11 protein-coding genes are annotated in these 20,659 nt (G+C 44.1%); 10 read left to right on the top strand and 1 reads right to left on the bottom strand.

From position 1 onward, the window contains the following. Positions 1-164: 164 nt before the first annotated feature. The 7 genes from H6F74_RS02680 to trpD all read left to right on the top strand — a co-directional run bounded on the left by H6F74_RS02680 (position 165) and on the right by trpD (position 8,957). Positions 165-2,435, top strand: a complete 2,271-nt coding sequence (locus H6F74_RS02680; protein ID WP_190435898.1) for an anthranilate synthase — start codon at positions 165-167, stop codon at positions 2,433-2,435. A 35-nt stretch (positions 2,436-2,470) separates the two neighbouring features. Then, positions 2,471-3,358 (top strand): indole-3-glycerol phosphate synthase TrpC, encoded by an 888-nt coding sequence (gene trpC, locus H6F74_RS02675; RefSeq protein WP_190435895.1) that lies wholly within the window; start codon positions 2,471-2,473, stop codon positions 3,356-3,358. 111 nt (positions 3,359-3,469) lie between these two features. Continuing rightward, entirely contained in the window at positions 3,470-4,423 is a 954-nt protein-coding gene (locus tag H6F74_RS02670; RefSeq protein WP_190435892.1) for a zinc-dependent alcohol dehydrogenase family protein, read from the top strand. Positions 4,424-4,482: 59 nt separating this feature from the next. Then, positions 4,483-5,307: a tryptophan synthase subunit alpha gene (trpA, locus tag H6F74_RS02665; RefSeq protein ID WP_190435890.1), complete on the top strand. Its 825-nt coding sequence runs from the start codon at positions 4,483-4,485 to the stop codon at positions 5,305-5,307. Positions 5,308-5,362: 55 nt separating this feature from the next. Then, positions 5,363-6,589 carry a tryptophan synthase subunit beta gene (gene trpB, locus H6F74_RS02660; RefSeq protein WP_190436061.1) on the top strand — a complete coding sequence of 409 codons (1,227 nt, stop codon included), beginning with the start codon at positions 5,363-5,365 and terminating at the stop codon, positions 6,587-6,589. A gap of 95 nt (positions 6,590-6,684) precedes the next feature. Continuing rightward, the gene (aroF, locus tag H6F74_RS02655; RefSeq protein ID WP_190435887.1) at positions 6,685-7,746 is read left to right on the top strand and encodes a 3-deoxy-7-phosphoheptulonate synthase; all 1,062 of its coding nucleotides are present in this window, start codon (positions 6,685-6,687) and stop codon (positions 7,744-7,746) included. A 182-nt stretch (positions 7,747-7,928) separates the two neighbouring features. Then, positions 7,929-8,957, top strand: coding sequence for an anthranilate phosphoribosyltransferase (gene trpD, locus H6F74_RS02650; RefSeq protein WP_190435884.1), 1,029 nt, complete (start codon positions 7,929-7,931; stop codon positions 8,955-8,957). Positions 8,958-9,092: 135 nt separating this feature from the next. On the opposite strand, the gene topA is transcribed toward trpD, so the two are convergent. Further along, positions 9,093-11,429: a type I DNA topoisomerase gene (gene topA / locus H6F74_RS02645; protein WP_190435881.1), complete on the bottom strand. Its 2,337-nt coding sequence runs from the start codon at positions 11,427-11,429 to the stop codon at positions 9,093-9,095. Between the two features lie 706 nt (positions 11,430-12,135). Between topA and H6F74_RS29125 the strand changes: the two genes are divergently transcribed. From H6F74_RS29125 to glcD, 3 genes are all read left to right on the top strand, one after another. Beyond that, positions 12,136-15,714 (top strand): PAS domain S-box protein, encoded by a 3,579-nt coding sequence (locus tag H6F74_RS29125; protein ID WP_199300769.1) that lies wholly within the window; start codon positions 12,136-12,138, stop codon positions 15,712-15,714. Between the two features lie 305 nt (positions 15,715-16,019). Continuing rightward, positions 16,020-19,043, top strand: a complete 3,024-nt coding sequence (locus H6F74_RS02625) for a tetratricopeptide repeat protein (protein ID WP_190435878.1) — start codon at positions 16,020-16,022, stop codon at positions 19,041-19,043. 8 nt (positions 19,044-19,051) lie between these two features. Continuing rightward, positions 19,052-20,524, top strand: a complete 1,473-nt coding sequence (gene glcD / locus H6F74_RS02620) for a glycolate oxidase subunit GlcD (protein WP_190435875.1) — start codon at positions 19,052-19,054, stop codon at positions 20,522-20,524. The last annotated feature ends 135 nt before the right edge of the window (positions 20,525-20,659 follow it).

Raw genomic sequence — 20,659 nt, 5'->3', positions numbered from 1 at the left:
GGTTAAGAAGAAGCTTAAGTGTAACGAGAAAAAATGTGAATTGGTATAAAAATTGGCACATAAGGAAAATATTGGCAAAAGCAAAATTTGAGTATGAGTTGGGGAACTTTCTCAAATAGGGCTATTAATACCGACTTTTAACTAGAATTTGGATTGACTTTATTATGTTTTTTGATTCCCACAGCTATATAACCAGAGGCGGCGTTCACATAACTCGTTCCATAATTGAAATTTCAATGGAAACTGCCATTGAAGAGATTTTGGGGCGCATTAATTCTCAGCGGGGAGGTTTGCTTGCAAGCAGCTACGAATACCCAGGAAGATACAAGAGATGGGCTATAGGTTTTGTTAATCCACCCCTGGAACTCGCTACACGCGATCGCTCTTTCACTCTGACAGCGCTTAACGAGCGCGGAGTGGTGCTTTTGGCTTATTTGGCAGAGCGTTTAAAGTCGCGATCGCAACTTCAGGAAATCACTCTGGAAAAGTATTTTATCACTGGTTCTATAAAACCAACAGAAGAATCTTTCCCCGAAGAAGAGCGCAGCAAGCAACCTTCTGTCTTCACTATTGTTCGTGATATACTACATTCTTTTTACAGCATTGAAGACGAACATCTGGGGTTGTATGGTGCGTTTGGCTACGACTTGGTATATCAGTTTGAGTCAGTTTCCCAGCTTCAAGAACGTCCAGCAGATCAGCGGGATTTGGTGCTATATCTGCCTGATGAATTGACGATAGTTGACTACTACCTTCAGAGCGCATATCGTATCCAATATGAATTTGATACTGTGCATGGCAATACCAATGGTTTACCTCGTACAGGTGAGGTAATTGATTACAAAGGTAAGTGTCTTACCCGCCATCAAATATCTGATCATGCACCCGGAGAATACGCCAACCAAGTTAACAAAGCACTTGATTATTTCAAAAGAGGGGATTTATTTGAGGTCGTTCCCAGTCAAAGCTTTTTTGAAGTATGCGAAACCTCCCCTGCTAAACTGTTCCAAACATTAAAGCAGATAAATCCCAGTCCCTATGGATTCATCTTTAATTTAGGTGGGGAATATCTGATTGGTGCATCGCCAGAGATGTTTGTGCGTGTTGAAGGAAGGCGCATTGAAACGTGTCCGATCAGCGGTACTATCGTGCGCGGACAAGATGCTATTGATGACGCGGATCGCATTCGTCAGTTGCTCAATTCCCGCAAGGATGAATCTGAGTTAACAATGTGTACTGATGTCGATCGTAATGACAAATCTCGCATTTGCGAACCTGGATCAGTAAGAGTAATTGGTCGTCGCCAAATTGAGTTATACAGTCACTTGATCCATACAGTAGATCATGTTGAGGGAATATTGCGACCTGAGTTTGATGCTTTGGATGCCTTTTTAAGTCATACTTGGGCAGTGACGGTGACGGGCGCTCCAAAACGGGCAGCAATGCAGTTTATTGAACAGCACGAACGTAGCGCCAGACGTTGGTATGGTGGAGCCGTTGGATGCTTAACTTTTAATGGCAATTTGAACACTGGTTTAATTCTGCGAACTATGCGTTTGAAAGATGCGATCGCAGAAGTTCGAGTTGGTGCTACTGTCCTTTATGACTCGGTTCCAGAAGCGGAAGAACGGGAAACTCTTACCAAGGCAGAAGCTCTTTTTCAAACAATTCGCCAAGCTAAACAAACGAGTGTTGAAGCTCTACCAAATAGTTCGGTAGTTGGCGAGGGGAAAGTTCGTTTCGGAGAAAACAAGCGTGTCTTATTAATAGACTATGAAGACTCGTTTGTGCATACCCTTGCTAACTACATCCGCCAGACTGGTGCTACAGTCACAACGCTACGTCATGGTTTCTCAGAAGAAATTCTTGATAGTAATCCAGACTTAGTTGTTTTATCTCCTGGCCCTGGCAGACCCAGTGAATTTCATGTCCCAGAAATGGTAAAAGCTTGCGTACAGCGACAAATTCCCATCTTCGGAGTTTGTTTAGGTTTGCAAGGAATTGTTGAAGCTTTCGGGGGTGAACTGGGAGTTCTCAACTATCCACAACATGGTAAGTCATCGCGTGTTTTTGTCACAGATTCAGAATCGGGTCTTTTCCAAAACTTACCGCAATCTTTTGAAGTCGGTAGATATCACTCATTGTTTGCTCTGCCAGATTTATTGCCTGAAGAACTGAAAGTTACAGCTATTTCCCATGATGATGTGATTATGGGAATTGAGCATAAGATACTCCCAATCGCCGCAGTCCAGTTTCACCCAGAATCTATCATGACGCTTGGTGGAGAAGTTGGTCTGGCGATTATTATCAACGCGATCCGTACCTATGCAAAAGGTAGTGATTCCTCAAATCTGGTGGAAGAGAAGATGACTGTTCAGGAAAATCTGGATGGGGATTTGCAAGTTAATTCCGACTTTTCCACTGTCCGACATTAAAGCGATCGCGTTTGTTCTTAACTCAAGTTACCCCAATGCAAATCCATCGCAATCCGCAAAATCTCGAAGTCAATATTCTGCAACAGATTGTAAAGTACAAGGAGCAAGAAGTTGCTCAAAGCAAAGAACAGCTACCTTTAGTAACTCTTCAAGAGCAGCTAAATGATGCTCCTTGTCCAAAAGATTTTCTGATGGCTTTACAGCATTCAAATTGCCCTAGTTTGATTGCAGAAGTCAAGAAAGCGTCACCTAGTAAAGGAGTAATTCGAGCGGATTTTGATCCAGTTGCGATCGCGCAAAGCTATCAGCGGGGTGGAGCAACCTGTCTGTCTGTGCTAACCGATCGCAAATTCTTCCAGGGTAGCTTTGAAAATCTGCATCTTATTCGTCAGCGCGTCACACTACCGCTACTCTGCAAAGAGTTTATCATTGACCCCTACCAAATTTATCTAGCGCGGACGGTGGGAGCGGATGCGGTGCTGCTAATTGCAGCCATCTTATCGGATGGAGAGCTGCAAAACTTTCTGAATATTGCTTGTGATCTGGGTATGAACGCTCTATTAGAGGTGCATACCTTAGCAGAACTCGACCGGGTGCTAAAGCTCTCAAACGTGCGATTAGTGGGGATTAACAACCGTAATCTGGATAATTTTACGGTTTCGCTAGGAACTACACAGCAAATAATGGCACAGCGGCGGGAAAAGCTGCACAGTTTAGGGATAACGGTTGTTAGTGAATCGGGTCTGTACACAAGAGCTGATTTAGACCTTGTGGCTGAGGCTGGTGTCCGTGCAGTTCTGGTAGGAGAGTCTTTAGTTAAGCAAACGGATGTAGAGCAAGCTGTACGCAGTCTGCTAAGGCTTGATCCCCCCGCCTACGGCGACCCCTTAAAAAGGGGGTTGGGGAGCATACCCCTGGTATAAATAGCTCTGCTTTTTAACGGGTTTAACTCAACAACAGCCCCCCTTTTTTAGGGGAGTTGGGGGATCTCCGCGAGATGAACACCACTAACCGAGATGTATTGAGGTAATCCCATGAAAGCAATGGTCATAAAAGACTTCGGCGGTTCAGAAGTCTTTGAACTCCGCGAGATAGATAAACCAACACCAGGTAAAAACGAACTTTTGGTGAAAGTTTATGCAACCTCCGTTAACCCTGCTGACTGTGGGGTGCGTCAAGGGGTATTTGGCCCAAGAATCAAACTACCTGCAATTCTCGGCTATGACGTTTCCGGTGTTGTCGAAGCGATCGCGGAAAATGTGAGGGATTTTCAAGTAGGCGATGAGGTATATTATGCCATCGGACTTATGGATGGCGACGGTGCCAACGCTGAGTATCATGTAGCGAATGAATCGATTGTCGCCAAAAAGCCCGCAAATTTATCCCATCAAGAAGCAGCTAGCGTACCCGTAGCAGGCGGTACAGCGTGGGCTGCACTGATCGACCGGGCAAATATCAAAATCGGTGAAACTGTACTAATTCACGGTGGTGCAGGAGGTGTAGGCTCGTTTGCTATCCAAATCGCTAAGGCGGCGGGTGCATACGTTTATACAACTTGCGGCGGCTACGATGTTGATTTAGTGAAGTCCATCGGTGCAGACAGAGCAATTGACTACCGAAACGAAAACTTTGTTGAGATCATTCAGCGCGAAACAGGCGGACAAGGGGTTGACGTTTGTTTGAGTACGGTTGGCGGCGAAGTTTTCGCCCAAAGCCTGATAGCAACCAAAGTTGATGGTCGTGCTGTCACGATAACTGGCGTACAGGGCGACCTCAATATCGCTATTGGGAAAAATATTACTGTTCACTTTGTCCATTTAGAGCGTCCCCGCCCTAAACTCGAAGCGCTAAGAACCTTAATTGAACGAAGTCAAATCAAGCCTGTTGTCGGGATGACCTTTGGGCTTAATCAAGTTGACCAAGCGCATAAAAAGCTTGAACAGGGCGGCGAGGGCGTGCGCGGCAAAATCGTTTTACAAGTTGCATAAGTTGCTAATTGTTCCACGATTAGCCATTAGCAATTAGCCATTTTTAAAGGAATATCAGAATGAATTCTATCTCTGATTGTTTTGAGTCTTTACGCGATCGCAACCAGTGCGCTTTGATTCCTTTTGTCACAGCTGGAGATCCTGACCTGGATACAACAGCAGAGGCTTTACGAATCTTAGATCGCAATGGTGCTGACATGATTGAGTTGGGCGTTCCCTACTCAGATCCGCTGGCAGATGGCCCTGTGATTCAAGCAGCAGCAACTCGCGCTTTGAAACAAGGAACCAGGTTAGAACAGGTTTTAGAGATGCTTCAGGCTGTCAGTCCTGGCTTAAAAGCGCCTCTGATTCTATTTACTTATTACAATCCAATTTTGAACCGGGGCATTCAGCAGTTTCTAGAGGACATTGCGAGTGCAGGGGTAAGAGGGTTGGTGGTTCCTGATTTGCCATTCGAGGAAGCTTCAAACCTGCTACAGCTTGCTGCTGCTTTGGACATTGAAGTAATCTTGCTGACGGCTCCCACCAGTTCCAAGGAACGCATTGAAGCGATCGCGCAACAGTCTCAGGGATTTATTTACCTGGTGAGTGTCACTGGCGTTACCGGGATGCGATCGCAAGTCCAAGGACGGGTTAAGGATTTGTTACTAGAGATGCGCGCCGTAACCGACAAGCCTATTGGCGTTGGTTTTGGCATCTCTGGAATAGAACAAGCTCGTCAGGTAAAGGATTGGGGTGCAGATGCCGTAATTGTGGGAAGTGCCTTTGTGAAACGTTTGGCATCTGGTACTCCAACTCAAGGACTGCAAGCTGTTGAGGAACTTTGTCGAGAGTTAAAAGACGCGATCGCTCCCACACAAATCCCGCAAGTTTTGTCCAATTGACTGATTGAACACGATGTGATAAACGAGGAAATTAACAGTGACAACCACAAAAGACATTTATACTCTAGCTTCACCCATTACCCAGCGACCCGATATCTTGGGTCGGTTTGGTCGCTTCGGCGGTAAGTACGTCCCTGAAACTTTGATGCCTGCACTCAGCGAGCTAGAAACAGCGTTTGAGCAATATCGCAGCGATCCTAGTTTCCAAGACGAACTCCAAAACCTGATGCGAGACTATGTAGGACGACCCAGCCCCCTGTACTTCGCGGAGCGTTTAACTGCCCGCTATGCTCGGACTGATGGCACAGGGCCGCAAATTTACCTCAAACGCGAAGACTTAAACCATACAGGCGCTCACAAAATTAACAATGCGCTGGCTCAGGTACTATTAGCAAAGCGCATGGGCAAGCAGCGAGTTATTGCTGAGACGGGCGCAGGTCAGCATGGTGTCGCCACCGCAACGGTTTGCGCGCGTTTTGGTCTGGAGTGCGTAATCTACATGGGCGTTCACGATATGGAGCGACAAGCTCTCAACGTGTTTCGGATGCGGCTGATGGGGGCAGAAGTTCGTCCAGTGGAAGCAGGAACAGGAACGCTCAAGGATGCCACTTCGGAGGCGATTCGGGACTGGGTGACAAATGTGGAGACTACCCATTATATTCTCGGTTCCGTTGCTGGGCCTCATCCCTACCCAATGATGGTGCGCGATTTCCACGCGGTAATTGGCTTAGAAACTCGCGCCCAGTGTCTGGAAAAATGGGGAGGGCTACCGGATATTCTGCTTGCTTGTGTGGGTGGTGGTTCCAACGCAATCGGACTGTTCCACGAGTTTGTGGATGAATCAACAGTACGGATGATTGGCGTTGAAGCTGCGGGTGAAGGTGTAGATACCGAGAAGCACGCAGCGACTCTGACGCAAGGGCGAATTGGTGTTCTGCACGGTGCGATGAGCTACTTACTGCAAGATGATGATGGTCAAGTTATCGAGGCGCATTCTATTAGCGCTGGACTAGACTATCCCGGTGTTGGCCCTGAGCATAGTTATCTCAAGGAACTTGGGCGCGCCGAATATTACAGCGTGACGGATCAACAAGCTTTAGACGCATTTAAGCGAATGTCGCAGTTGGAGGGGATTATCCCAGCGCTGGAAACTGCTCATGCGATCGCATACTTAGAAACTCTCTGCCCGCAACTAGCTGACAATCAACGCATTGTGATTAACTGCTCTGGGCGTGGTGACAAGGATGTGCAAACAGTTGCCAAGTTTTTGCACATTGCTTAAATCCTACTGATTAGACTTCACCCTACTGCTTTTGGGTGAAGCCTAATTACGATCCGAACATTTTGTACGCAAACATATTAACAGGGACTTAAAAGATGATCGTGATTATGAAAAGCGGCTCTCCAGAAGCGGAGATTGATCGCCTTAGCCAAGAGTTCAGCTCTTCTTGGGGGCTGACATCACAAAAAATCGTCGGTAAACATAAGGTTGTAATAGGTCTAGTGGGTAATACCGCTACATTAGATCCATTGCAACTGCAAGAACTTAGCCCTTGGATTGAGCAGGTATTGCGAGTTGAGAAACCTTTTAAACAAGTTAGCCGTGCCTTTCATCATGGTGAGGCGAGTGAGGTAGTGGTACCCACTCCTAACGGGCCTGTTTATTTTGGAGAAAACCATCCACTGGTAGTTGTGGCAGGGCCTTGCTCAGTTGAAAATGAAGAAATGATCGTCGAGACGGCACGACGAGTTAAGGCAGCTGGCGCAAAATTCTTGCGCGGAGGTGCATACAAGCCTCGTACTTCACCTTATGCTTTTCAAGGTCATGGTGAGAGCGCTCTAGGTTTGCTAGCAGCAGCGCGGGACGCGACAGGTTTAGGTATCATCACTGAACTCATGGATGCTGCTGATTTGGAAAAATTAGCCGAAGTAGCGGATATTATCCAGATAGGCGCTCGCAATATGCAGAATTTCTCGCTGCTCAAAAAAGTGGGGGCGCAGAATAAACCAATCTTGCTAAAGCGGGGAATGGCAGCCACGATTGAAGAATGGTTGATGGCAGCTGAATATCTGTTGGCAGCTGGGAACCCAAATGTAATTCTCTGCGAACGCGGTATCCGCACCTTCGATCAACAATACTCTCGGAATACGCTGGATTTGTCAGTGATACCTGTGTTGCGAAGCCTGACGCACCTACCGATTATGATTGACCCCAGTCACGGTACAGGTAAAGCCGAGTATGTGCCTTCTATGGCGATGGCAGCGATCGCAGCTGACACAGATTCTCTGATGATTGAGGTTCACCCCAATCCCGCTAAAGCTTTGTCTGATGGCCCCCAATCCCTGACTCCAGAGCGCTTCGATCGCCTCATGCAGGAATTGTCCATCATTGGTAAAGCTATGAACCGCTGGCCTCAACCTGTTCCAGCTCTTGTCTAATTTGTAAATGATTCGTGACGAGATACCCGACTCTAAGAAGTCGGGTATCTGAAGGGCTGGTATCTCACAGCTCTGGATCGGGCTATAGTAGCGATCGCCTTGATCAAGACAATCGCTACTACTTTAGCCTGGACACCCTACTACACTCTTTGAAGGCAAGTCTCTAGAAAAACTAACCATATATGAAACTATCGATACCCCCGACACGTTCTCAGGCTTGCGAGGTTATGGACTTTCTGTTGTCAGGATACGCTGAACACGATCAGATCGTCAGCTTCCTTCAGTCCCGACCGATTTTGGACGCACGACCCCAAGAACTACTGGGGTATCGCGATTCCCTCTGGGAGAAAAGACGAAAGGCAGACTTTGGTCGCGTCGATCTCGATATAGTTGGTACTGGAGGCGTTCGTCAGCCACGCTACAATGTTTCGACAACGGCAGCCTTTATTGTTGCTGCCCTTGGCGTTCGAGTTGCTAAACACGGCAATCGCGGTTCGGTAAAGCCTAATGGATCTTTCGATCTACTCGAAATATTAGGCATTTCTCTATCTGCGCTCACAGTACGCGCCGTTGAGAGTCTCCAGAACACCGGGTTAACATTTCTTTTTGCTCGTGATTGGCATCCTGCTTTTAGCGCGATCGCTGCTGCACGATCTGAGGTAGGACAACCTACTGTCTTTAATCTATTAGGGCCATTACTCAATCCCAGTAAACCAGTTCACCAAATGGTAGGCTGTGGCAATCCATCAGTAGCTCTCGTTATTGCGGAAGCTTTATCTGAACTCGGAGTGAAAGCGTTAGTTGTGACTGGTTCGGATGGACTTGATGAGATTACTTTAGCTGGTAGTTCCCAACTAATCGAGGTACAAGATAACATTACTACACGAGAAATCGTACCTGAAGATTTCGGGATGACGACTGTGCAAGTATCAGATATTGCCGGAGGCGATGCTACAGCTAATGCCGCTGAATTCTTAGCTATAATCAGCGGACAGGGGCGGAAACATATTGTCGATTTGGTAACTTTAAATGCAGCATTTGGATTGTCTTTAGTTGATCCAAATTACACTGTGGAAAAGGCTATTATTACAGTTCAGAGTGCATTAGCGGATGGAACTGTAGAAGTATTCTTTCAACAATTCCGCAAGTTTCTGATGACCGAACAGAAGAGTACACTTAACGAGTGCATACCTTTGCAAGATGGGCGTTAATTAGACCAGGGATTTAGATACCCGACTTCTGTACAAAAGTCGGGTATCTGAATCCCTGGCATTTCAAAACTTAAATAGGAGTGATATAGTTACTAGCTGATAGAGGAAGCAATTTCTGCGCGATCGCATTCCCCACTATTTTCGTTTTGCAGAGGAAGACGACCGGGTTTTTGCTACGGTTTTTCGGGAGTTTACAATCTTTTCTCCAATTTCCCCATACACTTTTGACCACCAGTTACCCTCTTTAGTCCACCAAAAAGCCACTTCTTTACAGCTACCTTTCCTATTATCAACATTAGAACACCTCAGCATCGTTTTATCTTCTCCGGTTTTCTTATCGGAATAACCAAACTTTTCCAAATAAGAACTACAAACCGGGCAAGAATAAGTTGTCAATTTTTCTGAATCAGAGCTTTTTGCCGAACGTTCTGAGTAAGGTAATTCGTACTTTTTAGTGCGTTCATTCATAAACATCACTGCACCACATCCACCAGCACGGTCATCACATTTTAGGAAGTGGCCTGCTTTCACTTTCTCAGATTTAGAAGTAACTTTGGTTAAAAATCTACTGCACTTGGGACAAACGATTTCCGTGACTTGAGGAAAATCGCTTTTTGGTAAAGAGCGAGATTTTTTTGGAGCGCGTTTTGCGCTGCTGGAAGAACGATTAACCGGGTAATTATTATTTTCAACTTGCGCTGAATAAGAATTCTTGCTGGAGATTTGCTTAACGGCTGATCCAGTTGCAGCAGGTGTTACCAACTGCTTTGCTTTAGATATTGCTGGTGCAAAATAGTCCTGGTTCCAGTTAATTACATACTTTTCCCAGTCAAGTTTGCCGGATGCGATCGCATCCAATTCTCGCTCCATTTTGGCGGTAAAATCTGACTTAATTAAATCTGGTAACGCCCGTCCCATAAACTCATCAACTTCCAGTCCCAAAGGTGTAGGCACCAAACTTCCCTTTTGGACAACTACATATTCCCGCTCTTTCAGAGTTGCTACAGTCGGAGCATAGGTGGAAGGTCTGCCAATTCCCAACTTTTCCATTAATGAAATTAATTTTGCTTCTGAATATCTCGGTGGCGGTTGAGTTTCTTTTTTATCAGCACCAGCCTTTTTCAATGTTAATGGCTGACCTTGTTTGAGGGTAGGTAATACCACGTCTCCTGCAATGTCTTTCCAGTAACGCAGATATCCTTCACTCTGCAAAACTTGTCCGGATGCAACCCAGGTGATATTTCCTGACTGAGTAAGTATGCGGGTTTTTAAAAGTTTAGCCGCTTGACACAAAGAAGCCAAAGCACGCCGCCAAATTAAGTCGTATAATGCCGCTTCTTCGGCTCCCACTTGATTTTTAATTACTTCTGGGGTGCGGGTAATCTCTGTTGGTCGGATTGCTTCGTGAGCCTCTTGAGAGCTACTAGAACTCTTATGCTTTACACTCTTGTCAGAAAGGTTTTCTGGGTCATTTTCGGATAAATACTTCCGCACTGAAGCACAAAATTCTGCTGACAAAGCTGTGCTATCTGTACGCATATAGGTAATAAACCCGCCTTCGTATAATTTCTGTGCCAGCTGCATTGTTTTCTGCGGGTTTAACTTTAGTCGCGTTGATGCTGCTTGCTGGAGTGAGCTAGTTGTAAATGCTGCGGGTGGATTTTTAACTGCTTGCTTACTAATTACACTCAGCACGCTGTGAGGATGAGTTTTAGCTGCTTGGACTAGAGTATCGGCTTGAGATTGCGATCGCACTCTCGCTCCCGTTTCTTTTTCATTGCTTGGCAATTCAGAATCATCTGTTGTATCTAACCGCTCTGATTCTTGCGTGTCTTGAGTATTAACTTGTCCTGCGTAAAAAGCTCGAAATCCTTCGGCGTAATCTACCCATACGCTCCAATAGTCTTCTGGAACGAAGGCTTTTATCGCTCTTTCGCGATCGCAAACTATGTGTAATGCAGCACTTTGAACTCGACCTACTGATTTGGCTCCATTGTTGAGCGACCAAATCAGCTTTGAGCCGCGAAATCCTACCAGTTTGTCTAATACTGCTCTCCCCAAGGCTGCATTGATCAGATTTTGGTCAAGGGAACTGGGGGATTTAATTGCTTTTTTGATGGCTGTTTCGGTTATTTCGCTGGTTCTAACCCGCTTGGGGCTTTTGACTTTTAATTCTCGCGCTAGGTGGTAAGCTATACATTCGCCTTCTCTATCTGGGTCTGTTGCAAATATTACTTCTGTTGCTGCTGAAGAAGCTTTTTTTAGTTCTCCTAACACTTTTTTAGCGCGATCGCTGCGAGGAACGAATCGGCAAATTACCCGGTTGTCGGTCATGTCAAACCCTAGTGCATCCTCACCATCTTTGGCTAGTTCGACGACATGACCTATACTTGCCATGACTTTAAAGCCGCTACCAAGATATTTTTGCCATTTTTCTTTTTTACCCGGCGATTCGATTAAGACAAGCTTCATTGTTGCTCCAAGTTCTTTTCTGCTAAAGAAAGCTATATGCGGTTTAAAAAGAGATTTAAGAAAAGCAATTGTTTCTTAAATAAGCATTATTCAGCTTATTTTCTCAGATTTCACCTGGCAAGTAGGGTCTGCGGCGATTTGTTTTGAGCTGTGCCGCGTTACCTTTAATTCAATCATCAGTCGCTTCTCTTGTTAGGAGAGGATTCGCCACAGGTGGGGAGTTGGGGGATATGTTGCGATTTGTGATTTATGAACGAAACGGCATTCAAATAAATCTATAATAATCTTTATAAAAGAAAATATTTCGTATAAATATCCGATAATCCGCCTCAAGATGGATGGCATAAAATTAATAATAGATACGAACAAACTATTTTAATCAAAAATGGAAGAAGCAAAACCACCATTTATATCTGCAAGCTACGCAAATCACTCTTAGCGCCAGCGACTAGGGAGTACCCATAGGCGATCGCTTCTACTTAGTGGCTCTTGAATGTGTAGGAATTGTGTAATTTCTATGAGGACTTCAACAGAAGCGTTAGTCCATTGAAACAAAAGGGAACACTTTAATAAGACTTATCGAGTAGCTAATAGCTTAATATTTCTCATGCTTTTTCACTGCGTCACAGAAATCAGCGATGACTTAGCAAGCGATCGCTCTAAAGGTGGTTGCTCCCTTTGCTCTTGTCAAAGTAGGAATAATAAAATGAACAATATACTACCAAAAAATGAAGCGGCGAGGCTGGAAGCCATTCGCCAATATCAGATTCTCGACACCGATCCGGAAGCAGCTTTTGACGATCTTACTCAAATAACCGCGCAGATTTGTGAAACCCCAATCGCGTTGATAAATCTTTTCGATGAGAACCGTCAGTGGTTCAAGTCGAAGGTCGGTTTAGATATCTCCCAAGTGCCGCGAGATATCGGTTTATCTCCCGCTTGTATCAACAGGGGCGACGTTCTGATTATTCCTGATACTTTGGCGGATGAACAGTTTGCCACAAACCCCGTGGTGAATTCCTCTCCCCATATCCGGTTTTACGCTGGCGCACCTTTAATTACACCAAAGGGGCAGACGATCGGGGTGCTATGTGTCGTTGACACTGTACCAAGGCAGCTGAGTTCGCAACAAGTAGAGGCACTTAAAGCGCTAAGCCGTCAGGTAGTTAGCCAACTAGAATTAAGGCGTAATTTAGCTGAAGAAAAACGCCATATCGCCCGCGCCAAGGCGCTTGAGGCGAAGCTAACCACTAGAGAAAAGGATCTTTTTGACTTCTTAGAAAATGGAGTCGTTGGATTGCATTGGGTGGGAGCAAATGGAGAAATTCTCTGGGTAAATCAGGCAGAATTGGATCTTCTTGGATACTCTTGGGAAGAGTATGTTGGTCAGAATATCGGCAACTTCCATGCAGACAAAGAGGTAATAGAAGATATTCTCCAACGGCTAAAAGCCAAAGAAATGCTGCATGACTATGAGGCGCGTCTGCTGTGCAAAGATGGCTCGATTAAGTATGTACTAATTGATTCAAACGTGTTGTGGGAAAATGATAAATTTATCCACACAAGGTGCTTTACTCGCGACATCACCGAACGCAAAGTTACTGAGGAAGCGCTTAAGGCAGCTGCTGACGAAAATCTGCGGCTGGCGCGTGCTGTGGCTTTTGTCTCAGATGGAATTGTGATTACAGATCCGAACCTGCCGGACAACCCGATTATTTATACTAATCCTGCTTTTACGCGGATGACTGGTTATCAGCCAGAAGAGGCGTTAGGGCATAACTGTCGGTTTTTGCAAGGAGATGGGACAGATAAAGAAGCGATCGCGCTGATTAAAAACGCGATCGCTCAACGCCAAGAAGTTAAAACCACCATCCTCAACTATCGCAAAGATGGTAAGCCATTCTGGAATGAAGTAAAAATCTCTCCCGTATTCTCAGACAAAGGTGATTTACTTTACTTTGTCGGTATTCAGACAGATATTACAAATCGCATTGCTGCTGAACAAGAACGCATCCAACTTTTGAACAGAGAACAAGAGGCACGCGCCGAAGCTGAAGCAGAACGCAACCGCACGAAAAACATTCTTGAAAGTATTACTGATGCCTTTTATACTTTAGACAAAGAATGGCGATTTACTTATTTTAATCGACAAGCTGAACAAATTTTACACAAAACAGCAGCCGAAGTCCTCGGTTGCAATATATGGGATAAATGTCCCGAAGCTGTTGGCTCAGTTTTCTTCCATCAATATCACAAAGTAGTAGCCGAACAAGTAGCTGTTGAATTTGAGGAATTTTACCCATCGTTAAATACCTGGGTTGAAGTCCACGCCTATCCCTCTAAAGAAGGTTTATCAGTTTATTTTAATGACATCACCGAGCGGAAGCGGGTTGAAAAAGCACTCAAAGAAAGTGAAGAACGTTGGCAATTAGCTTTGCGCGGCAATAATGATGGCATTTGGGACTGGAATGTAAAAACTAATGAAGTTTTCCTTTCAGCACGATGGAAGGAAATGCTGGGTTATGAAGAAAGTCAAATTGCCAACCATTTAGGTGAATGGAGGAAAAGAGTCCATCCAGATGATATTGCTTTGATGACACAATTAATCGAAGATCACTTTGCGAAAAAAACACCGTTTTATATCAGCGAACATCGATTACTGTGCAAAGATGGAACCTACAAATGGGTTCTAGATCGGGGACAAGCTCTTTGGGATGAAGAGGGGAATCCGGCGCGAATGGCCGGCTCTCATACAGACATTACCGAACGCAAGCAGTCAGAACAGAAAATCCGCCAACAAGCTGCTTTACTTGATGTAGCAACAGACGCGATTCTAGTTCGAGATTTAGACAACAAAATCTTATTCTGGAACAAAGGCGCTGAGGCAGTGTATGGCTGGAAGGCAGAAGAAGCCATCGGAAAAAATGCCGATTACCTATTGTACAAATATCCTTCAAATCAACTCCTAGAAGCCCAAGATATTGCGCTAGAGAAAGGTGAGTGGCAAGGGGAATTGCATAAAGTTACCAAAAACGGTAAAGAAGTTATTACCGCTAGCCGCTGGACACTTGTCCGCGATGAAGGAGAGAAAACAAAATCAATCCTCACTGTTGACACTGACATTACTCAAAAGAAAAAACTTGAAACCCAGTTTCTTCGCGCTCAGCGAATGGAGAGTATTGGCACTCTTGCAGGCGGTATTGCTCATGATTTGAACAACGTACTAACGCCAATTCTGGCATCAATTCAAATCTTAGAAATGGTGCTTCCCGATGAGCGTAGTCAGCGGATATTGACGCTACTAGAAACAAATGCTAAGCGTGGTGCCGAGCTAATTAAGCAAGTTCTGTCTTTTGCGCGAGGAGTTGAAGGTGAGCGGATGATGTTGCAAGTAGGACACCTGATTTATGAAATAGAGAAAATTGCCAAGCAAACCTTTCCTAAATCAATCGAAATCTCCACTAATGTATCGATGATAGACCTGTGGCCTGTTTCTGGAGATGCCACACAACTACATCAAGTTTTAATGAATCTCTGTGTCAATGCTCGCGATGCGATGCCAAATGGCGGTAGTTTGAGTATTACTGCTGAAAATCTATTCATTGATGAAAACTATGCCCGGATGAATATAGATGCCCAAGTTGGTGCCTATATTGTGATAACTGTCGTGGATAGTGGTATGGGCATTCCTGGTGAAATATTAGATAGAATCTTTGAACCATTTTTCACAACCAAGGAACTTGGCAAAGGCACTGGGCTGGGTCTTTCAACAGTTGTTGGTATCATTAAAGGGCATGGCGGCTTTATTAATGTGTATAGCGAAGTAGGAAAAGGAACGCAATTTAAGGTGTATTTACCAGCAATAGAGACAACTGAAACAGATCAAGAAAACGAAGAGCGTCACGAACTACCTACAGGAAACGGAGAATTGATTTTAGTTGTTGATGATGAAGAGTCAATTTGTGAAGTGACAAAAACATCCCTAGAGAGTTACGGCTATCGGGTGCTAACTGCAAGTGATGGTATTGAAGCGATCGCGCTGTACGCACAACACAGATTAGAAATTAGCGCTGTGTTGATGGACATGATGATGCCATCTATGGATGGCCCGACAACCATCCGCGCCTTGCAAAAAATTAACCCACTTCTCAAGATTATTGCTGTCAGCGGACTGGTTTCAAATCATAAACTGGCTGCAAGCATAGGTAGCAACATCAAAACATTTTTGTCGAAACCCTTCACAGCAGAAGAGTTATTAAAAGCCTTGCACGAAATTCTCAATTAGCTGCAACAGTGGCGGTAGCGATCGCTCTCTTACCCCTTCCTAGCAGCAGCTGCGGCACCGCAGCTGCTGTAGCAGTTTATGGTAAAATTTATTAATAATTTTGCCTAATATATTTATAATTAGCTATCGTAACTATAGAATAATGCTAACCACCATAACCCACCTTATTTTTGTAAAATCTATCTCAATATACAATATTTTTTTATTATGATTTTTTTTATAATTTAGTATCTAAAAAAGTATAATATATAAGGTTTATTTTAATTTATTTAACTAAATTTCAAGTAAGCAAGAGGAATGTAAACATGGATTATCAGAGATTTATCGACCAACTGCCTAACTTATATGAAAATTGGAGAGAAGACTCTATTCGCCCCAAATCAGAACGATTTCAACAGGCACTCGATCAAGTTCAAGGGATGACGACAGCAAACGTGATGCAGTTGCTGAATTTTGCTGTGGAGTGCATGGAACCAGATGAAATATACTGCGAAGTTGGCAGCTATCAAGGTTCGACTTTAATTGGCGCACTCCTCGATCATTCAGAGCGAATGGCATACGCTGTAGACAATTTTGCTGAATTTGATCCAGCGGGCGAAAACCTGGAAAAATTAATTGATAATTTATCTAAATTTAATCTTGAAGATCAAGTTTATTTCTGCAATCAAGACTTTGAAGAATTTTTATTAGAGCTTCGAGAAATCAAGCCAGAAGAGAAAATCGGCGTTTATTTGTATGACGGCGCTCACGACTATAGATCGCAATTATTAGGATTACTCCTAATAAAACCTTTTCTGGCTGAAAAAGCTCTGATTATTGTGGATGATAGTAACTGGGGAACAGTGCGTCAAGCTAATTGGGACTTTATGGCTGCTAATCCAGAATGTCAATTATTGCTGGATTTGCTGACACCAGGAGACGGTTATTACACTTTTTGGAACGGGATTCAGATTCTCAGTTGGGATTCGACTAGAAAATCTAACTATCCCTGGTCTACTTTCACCCAATTGCGCCAAAAATCAGTTGTTCAGGCTATTTATAAATTACAGTTTATTGAACAAAAAGAAGAGGCGTTAGATAAGCTTTATCAAGAAGCTTTATCACTGCATCAGCAACGGCAATTTTCAACCGCAGTGAAAAAATATCGCGAGTTTTTACTGTGGCGCGACAGTGATGCCCAAGCGTGGCTAAATTTGGGAATTGTTTATTATGAAATGGAGCAATATCAAGACTCCATAGAATCAATTTTAACTTTACTAAATTTTGATAATTCTCAAGCTAAAGCTTACTATGTTTTAGGACTGGCTTTGGAGAAAATCTATCAACCTAATCAGGCAATTTCGGCTTATAGAGACGCGATCGCGCTGGAACCACATTTGATTGAGGCTTACAACAATTTAGGTAATCTTCTCACTCAAGCAGGTGAAATTGAGCAGGCCCAAGCAGTTTATCGTCAAGCGATCGCAGCTAACCCCAGCCACTTCGGTAGCTACCTCAACTTGGGAAACCTCTTGATGGAACAAAACCGGCTGAATCAAGCAATTGAGGCTTATCAAATAGCTCTGTCACTCAACCCAAATGATACCGATATATTGAACAACTTGCAAATCGCATTGACAGCCCAAGCTAATCCGGCTCAATTTATTCTAAACTTGGGAAATAAACTTTATGAGTCAGGGAAATATGAGGAGGCGATTGAGCAATATCGAAGAATTGTAGAAATTCAAGCGGGAGGTTCAGAAGTTTATTTTAATTTGAGCGAATGTTTTAGACATTTAAATCGAGTAGAAGAAGCTATCAATACACTTCAAGAAGGTATCGACATTTATCCAGAGTCTGGTAGATTGCACTTTTACCTAATAAAAATATTGCAACAAAATGCCCGAATCAAAGAAGCAATATCAAGTGCTGATAGGGCATCGCGATTACTGCCTAATGAATATGTTTTTAAAATATTCAATAATTTAATATTACCAACCGTTTATAATACTCCAGAGGAAATCAGCTTTTATCGTCAGCGATTTACACAAGGCTTACAAAATTTAATTCAGCAGACATCTCTAGAAACTCCTGAAGACAAAAAAAATGCTCTTGCAGGTATTGGTTGCGTCACAAATTTTCACTTGGCTTATCAGGCTCACAACGATCTGGAGTTGCAATGCCAGTATGGTAATTTAGTCCATCAAATTATGGCAGCAAACTATCCAGGGTGGGTGGAGCCGCTATCTATGCCACCCCTGAAGGATAACCAAAAAATTCGTGTTGGCTATGTTTCGGGTTTTTTGCATAGCTGGAGTGGAACATTTTTGTCAACTGGCTATCTACGCCACTGCGATAAGGAAAATTTTGAAGTTTACTGTTACTACACAGGGAATGAGCCAGACGCTATTACGAAAATATTTCAGAAATACAGTGATGTATTTCACCATATTCCCCATAATCTCGAAGCCGTCTGCGAACAAATTATTGCAGATAAAATACATATACTTGTTTTCCCCGAAATTGGGATGGACGCTCCAACGATACCACTTGCTGGTTTGCGTCTTGCTCCTGTTCAATGTGTAGTGTGGGGACATCCAGTAACTACTGGCTTACCTACTATAGATTACTTTTTATCCAGCCATTTAATGGAACCGGAAAATGGTCAAGAACATTATTCAGAAACTTTGATTCGTTTACCAAATATCGGAGTATCTTATCCAAAATCAGAGATTTCTGAACCGACAAAAACACGAGCGGATTTTCAGCTACGGGATAATGCTGTCGTTTATTTATCTAGCCAAGCACCTTATAAATATTTGCCGCAACATGATTATATTTTTGCAGAAATTGCCCGTCGGGTTCCTCAAGCTCAGTTTATGTTTCTTCGTGCTGGCGTTCCGCAGCAAAGACTGCAACGAGCTTTTGCAGCAGTAGGTTTGAATAGTGAAGATTATTGCATTTTCTCACCCGTTTTACCTCGAAATGAGTATTTTATGCTGCTTTCAGTTTCAGATATTTATCTTGATACTTTAGACTGGTCGGGAGGTAATACTACATTAGATGCGATCGCTTGCAATTTACCCGTCGTCACCTGTCCTGGGGAATTTATGCGAGGTCGTCATTCTTATGGCATTCTCAGAATGTTAGGAGTGACAGAGACAATTGCTCAAACTGAAGCAGAATATATTGATATTGCGGTAAAGTTGGGTTTAGACCCAGTTTGGCGGCGCGACGTTGCAGAAAAAATCAAGGCTCGCCATGACTATCTTTATGACGACAAAACTTGTGTAGCAGGTCTTGAAGATTTTTATAAACAGGTTGTTCAAAAAGGACTTTCGCAAACGTAGAGACACCCATGATAACCCAAGATAAACAACAGAAAAGCTGGAAACAAATTATCAAACAATTTGAAGCAGCCGTCGGCAAAAACGGTGTTATTCAACGCCGCGAAGAGTTGATTACCTACGAGTGCGATGGTTTAGCCAGCTATAAACAAAAACCCGCCCTTGTCGTGCTACCGCGAACTACAGAAGAAGTGGCGGCGGTGGTGAAAATATGCGATCGCTTTTCTCTCCCTTGGGTAGCACGCGGCGCAGGAACCGGACTTTCCGGCGGAGCATTACCCGTAGAAGATTGCGTGCTAATTGTAACCGCCCTTATGCGGAAAATACTAAGCATTGATTTGGACAATCAGCGAGTCGTCGTGCAGCCTGGAGTCATTAACAACTGGGTGACACAAGCGGTTAGCGGTGCCGGATTTTACTATGCCCCCGACCCCTCAAGTCAGATTGTCTGCTCCATTGGCGGTAACGTTGCAGAAAACTCCGGAGGTGTCCATTGCCTCAAGTACGGCGTTACCACCAACCACGTCTTGGGTTTAAAACTGGTGCTACCCGATGGCTCCATTGTAGATGTAGGGGGACAGATTCCGGAAATGCCTGGTTATGACATTACCGGGTTATTTGTTGGTTCTGAGGGAACGCTAGGAATTGCCACAGAAATTACTCTAAGAATTCTAAAAACACCCGAATCAATTTGCGTACTCTTAGCAGATTTCACCAGTGTTGAAGATGCTGGTGCAGCAGTGTCTGATATTATCAGCGGTGGAATTATTCCTGGTGGTATGGAAATCATGGATAACCTCAGCATCAACGCTGTAGAAGACGTTGTGGCAACAGGTTGTTATCCTAGAGATGCAGCGGCGATACTGTTAGTAGAAATAGATGGGTTAGAAGTAGAAGTTGCAGCCAATAAACACCGTATTGCTGAAATTTGTACCAAAAATGGGGCGCGTAACATTACCACAGCTAATGAACCAGAAATGCGTTTTAAACTATGGAAAGGACGTAAAGCAGCCTTCGCAGCAGCAGGCAAGCTCAGTCCCGATTATTATGTACAAGATGGCGTAATTCCCCGCACTCAGATGCGATTTGTGCTGCAAGAAATTGAAGCGTTAAGTCAAAAATACGGCTATCGTATCGCTAATGTGTTTCATGCTGGAGACGGTAATCTTCATCCGCTGATTCTTTACGATAATTCCCTGCCAGGAGCGTTGGAAAAAGTGGAAGAATTAGGCGGAGAAATTCTCAAGCTTTGCGTACAAGTGGGGGGAAGCCTTTCTGGAGAACACGGCATCGGTGCCGATAAAAAGTGCTATATGCCGCAAATGTTTACCGAAACAGATTTAGAAACGATGCAATTTGTGCGTCAAGTTTTTAATCCCAAAGGTTTAGCGAATCCAGGTAAAATATTCCCCACGCCGCGTACTTGTGGCGAAGCTGCACACGCTAAAACCCAAACACAATTTGAGTCAGCAGATTTATTTTAACCCTTCGTTCCCAGGCTGAGCCTGGGAATGCCTTCCGGGAGGCTCAGCCTCCCTCTCCCTAACTTTGACGCGAGGCAGAGCCTCTCTGACATCGTTCCCAGGCTCAGCCTGGGAACGAGAAGAAAAGATTGACAT

The sequence above is a fragment of the Trichocoleus sp. FACHB-90 genome, assembly GCF_014695505.1.
GTDB classification, from domain to species: Bacteria; Cyanobacteriota; Cyanobacteriia; order Cyanobacteriales; family FACHB-T130; genus Funiculus; species Funiculus sociatus.
The sequence above is the reverse complement of the archived record's forward strand: the minus strand, read 5'-3'. Positions and strand labels throughout refer to the sequence as shown.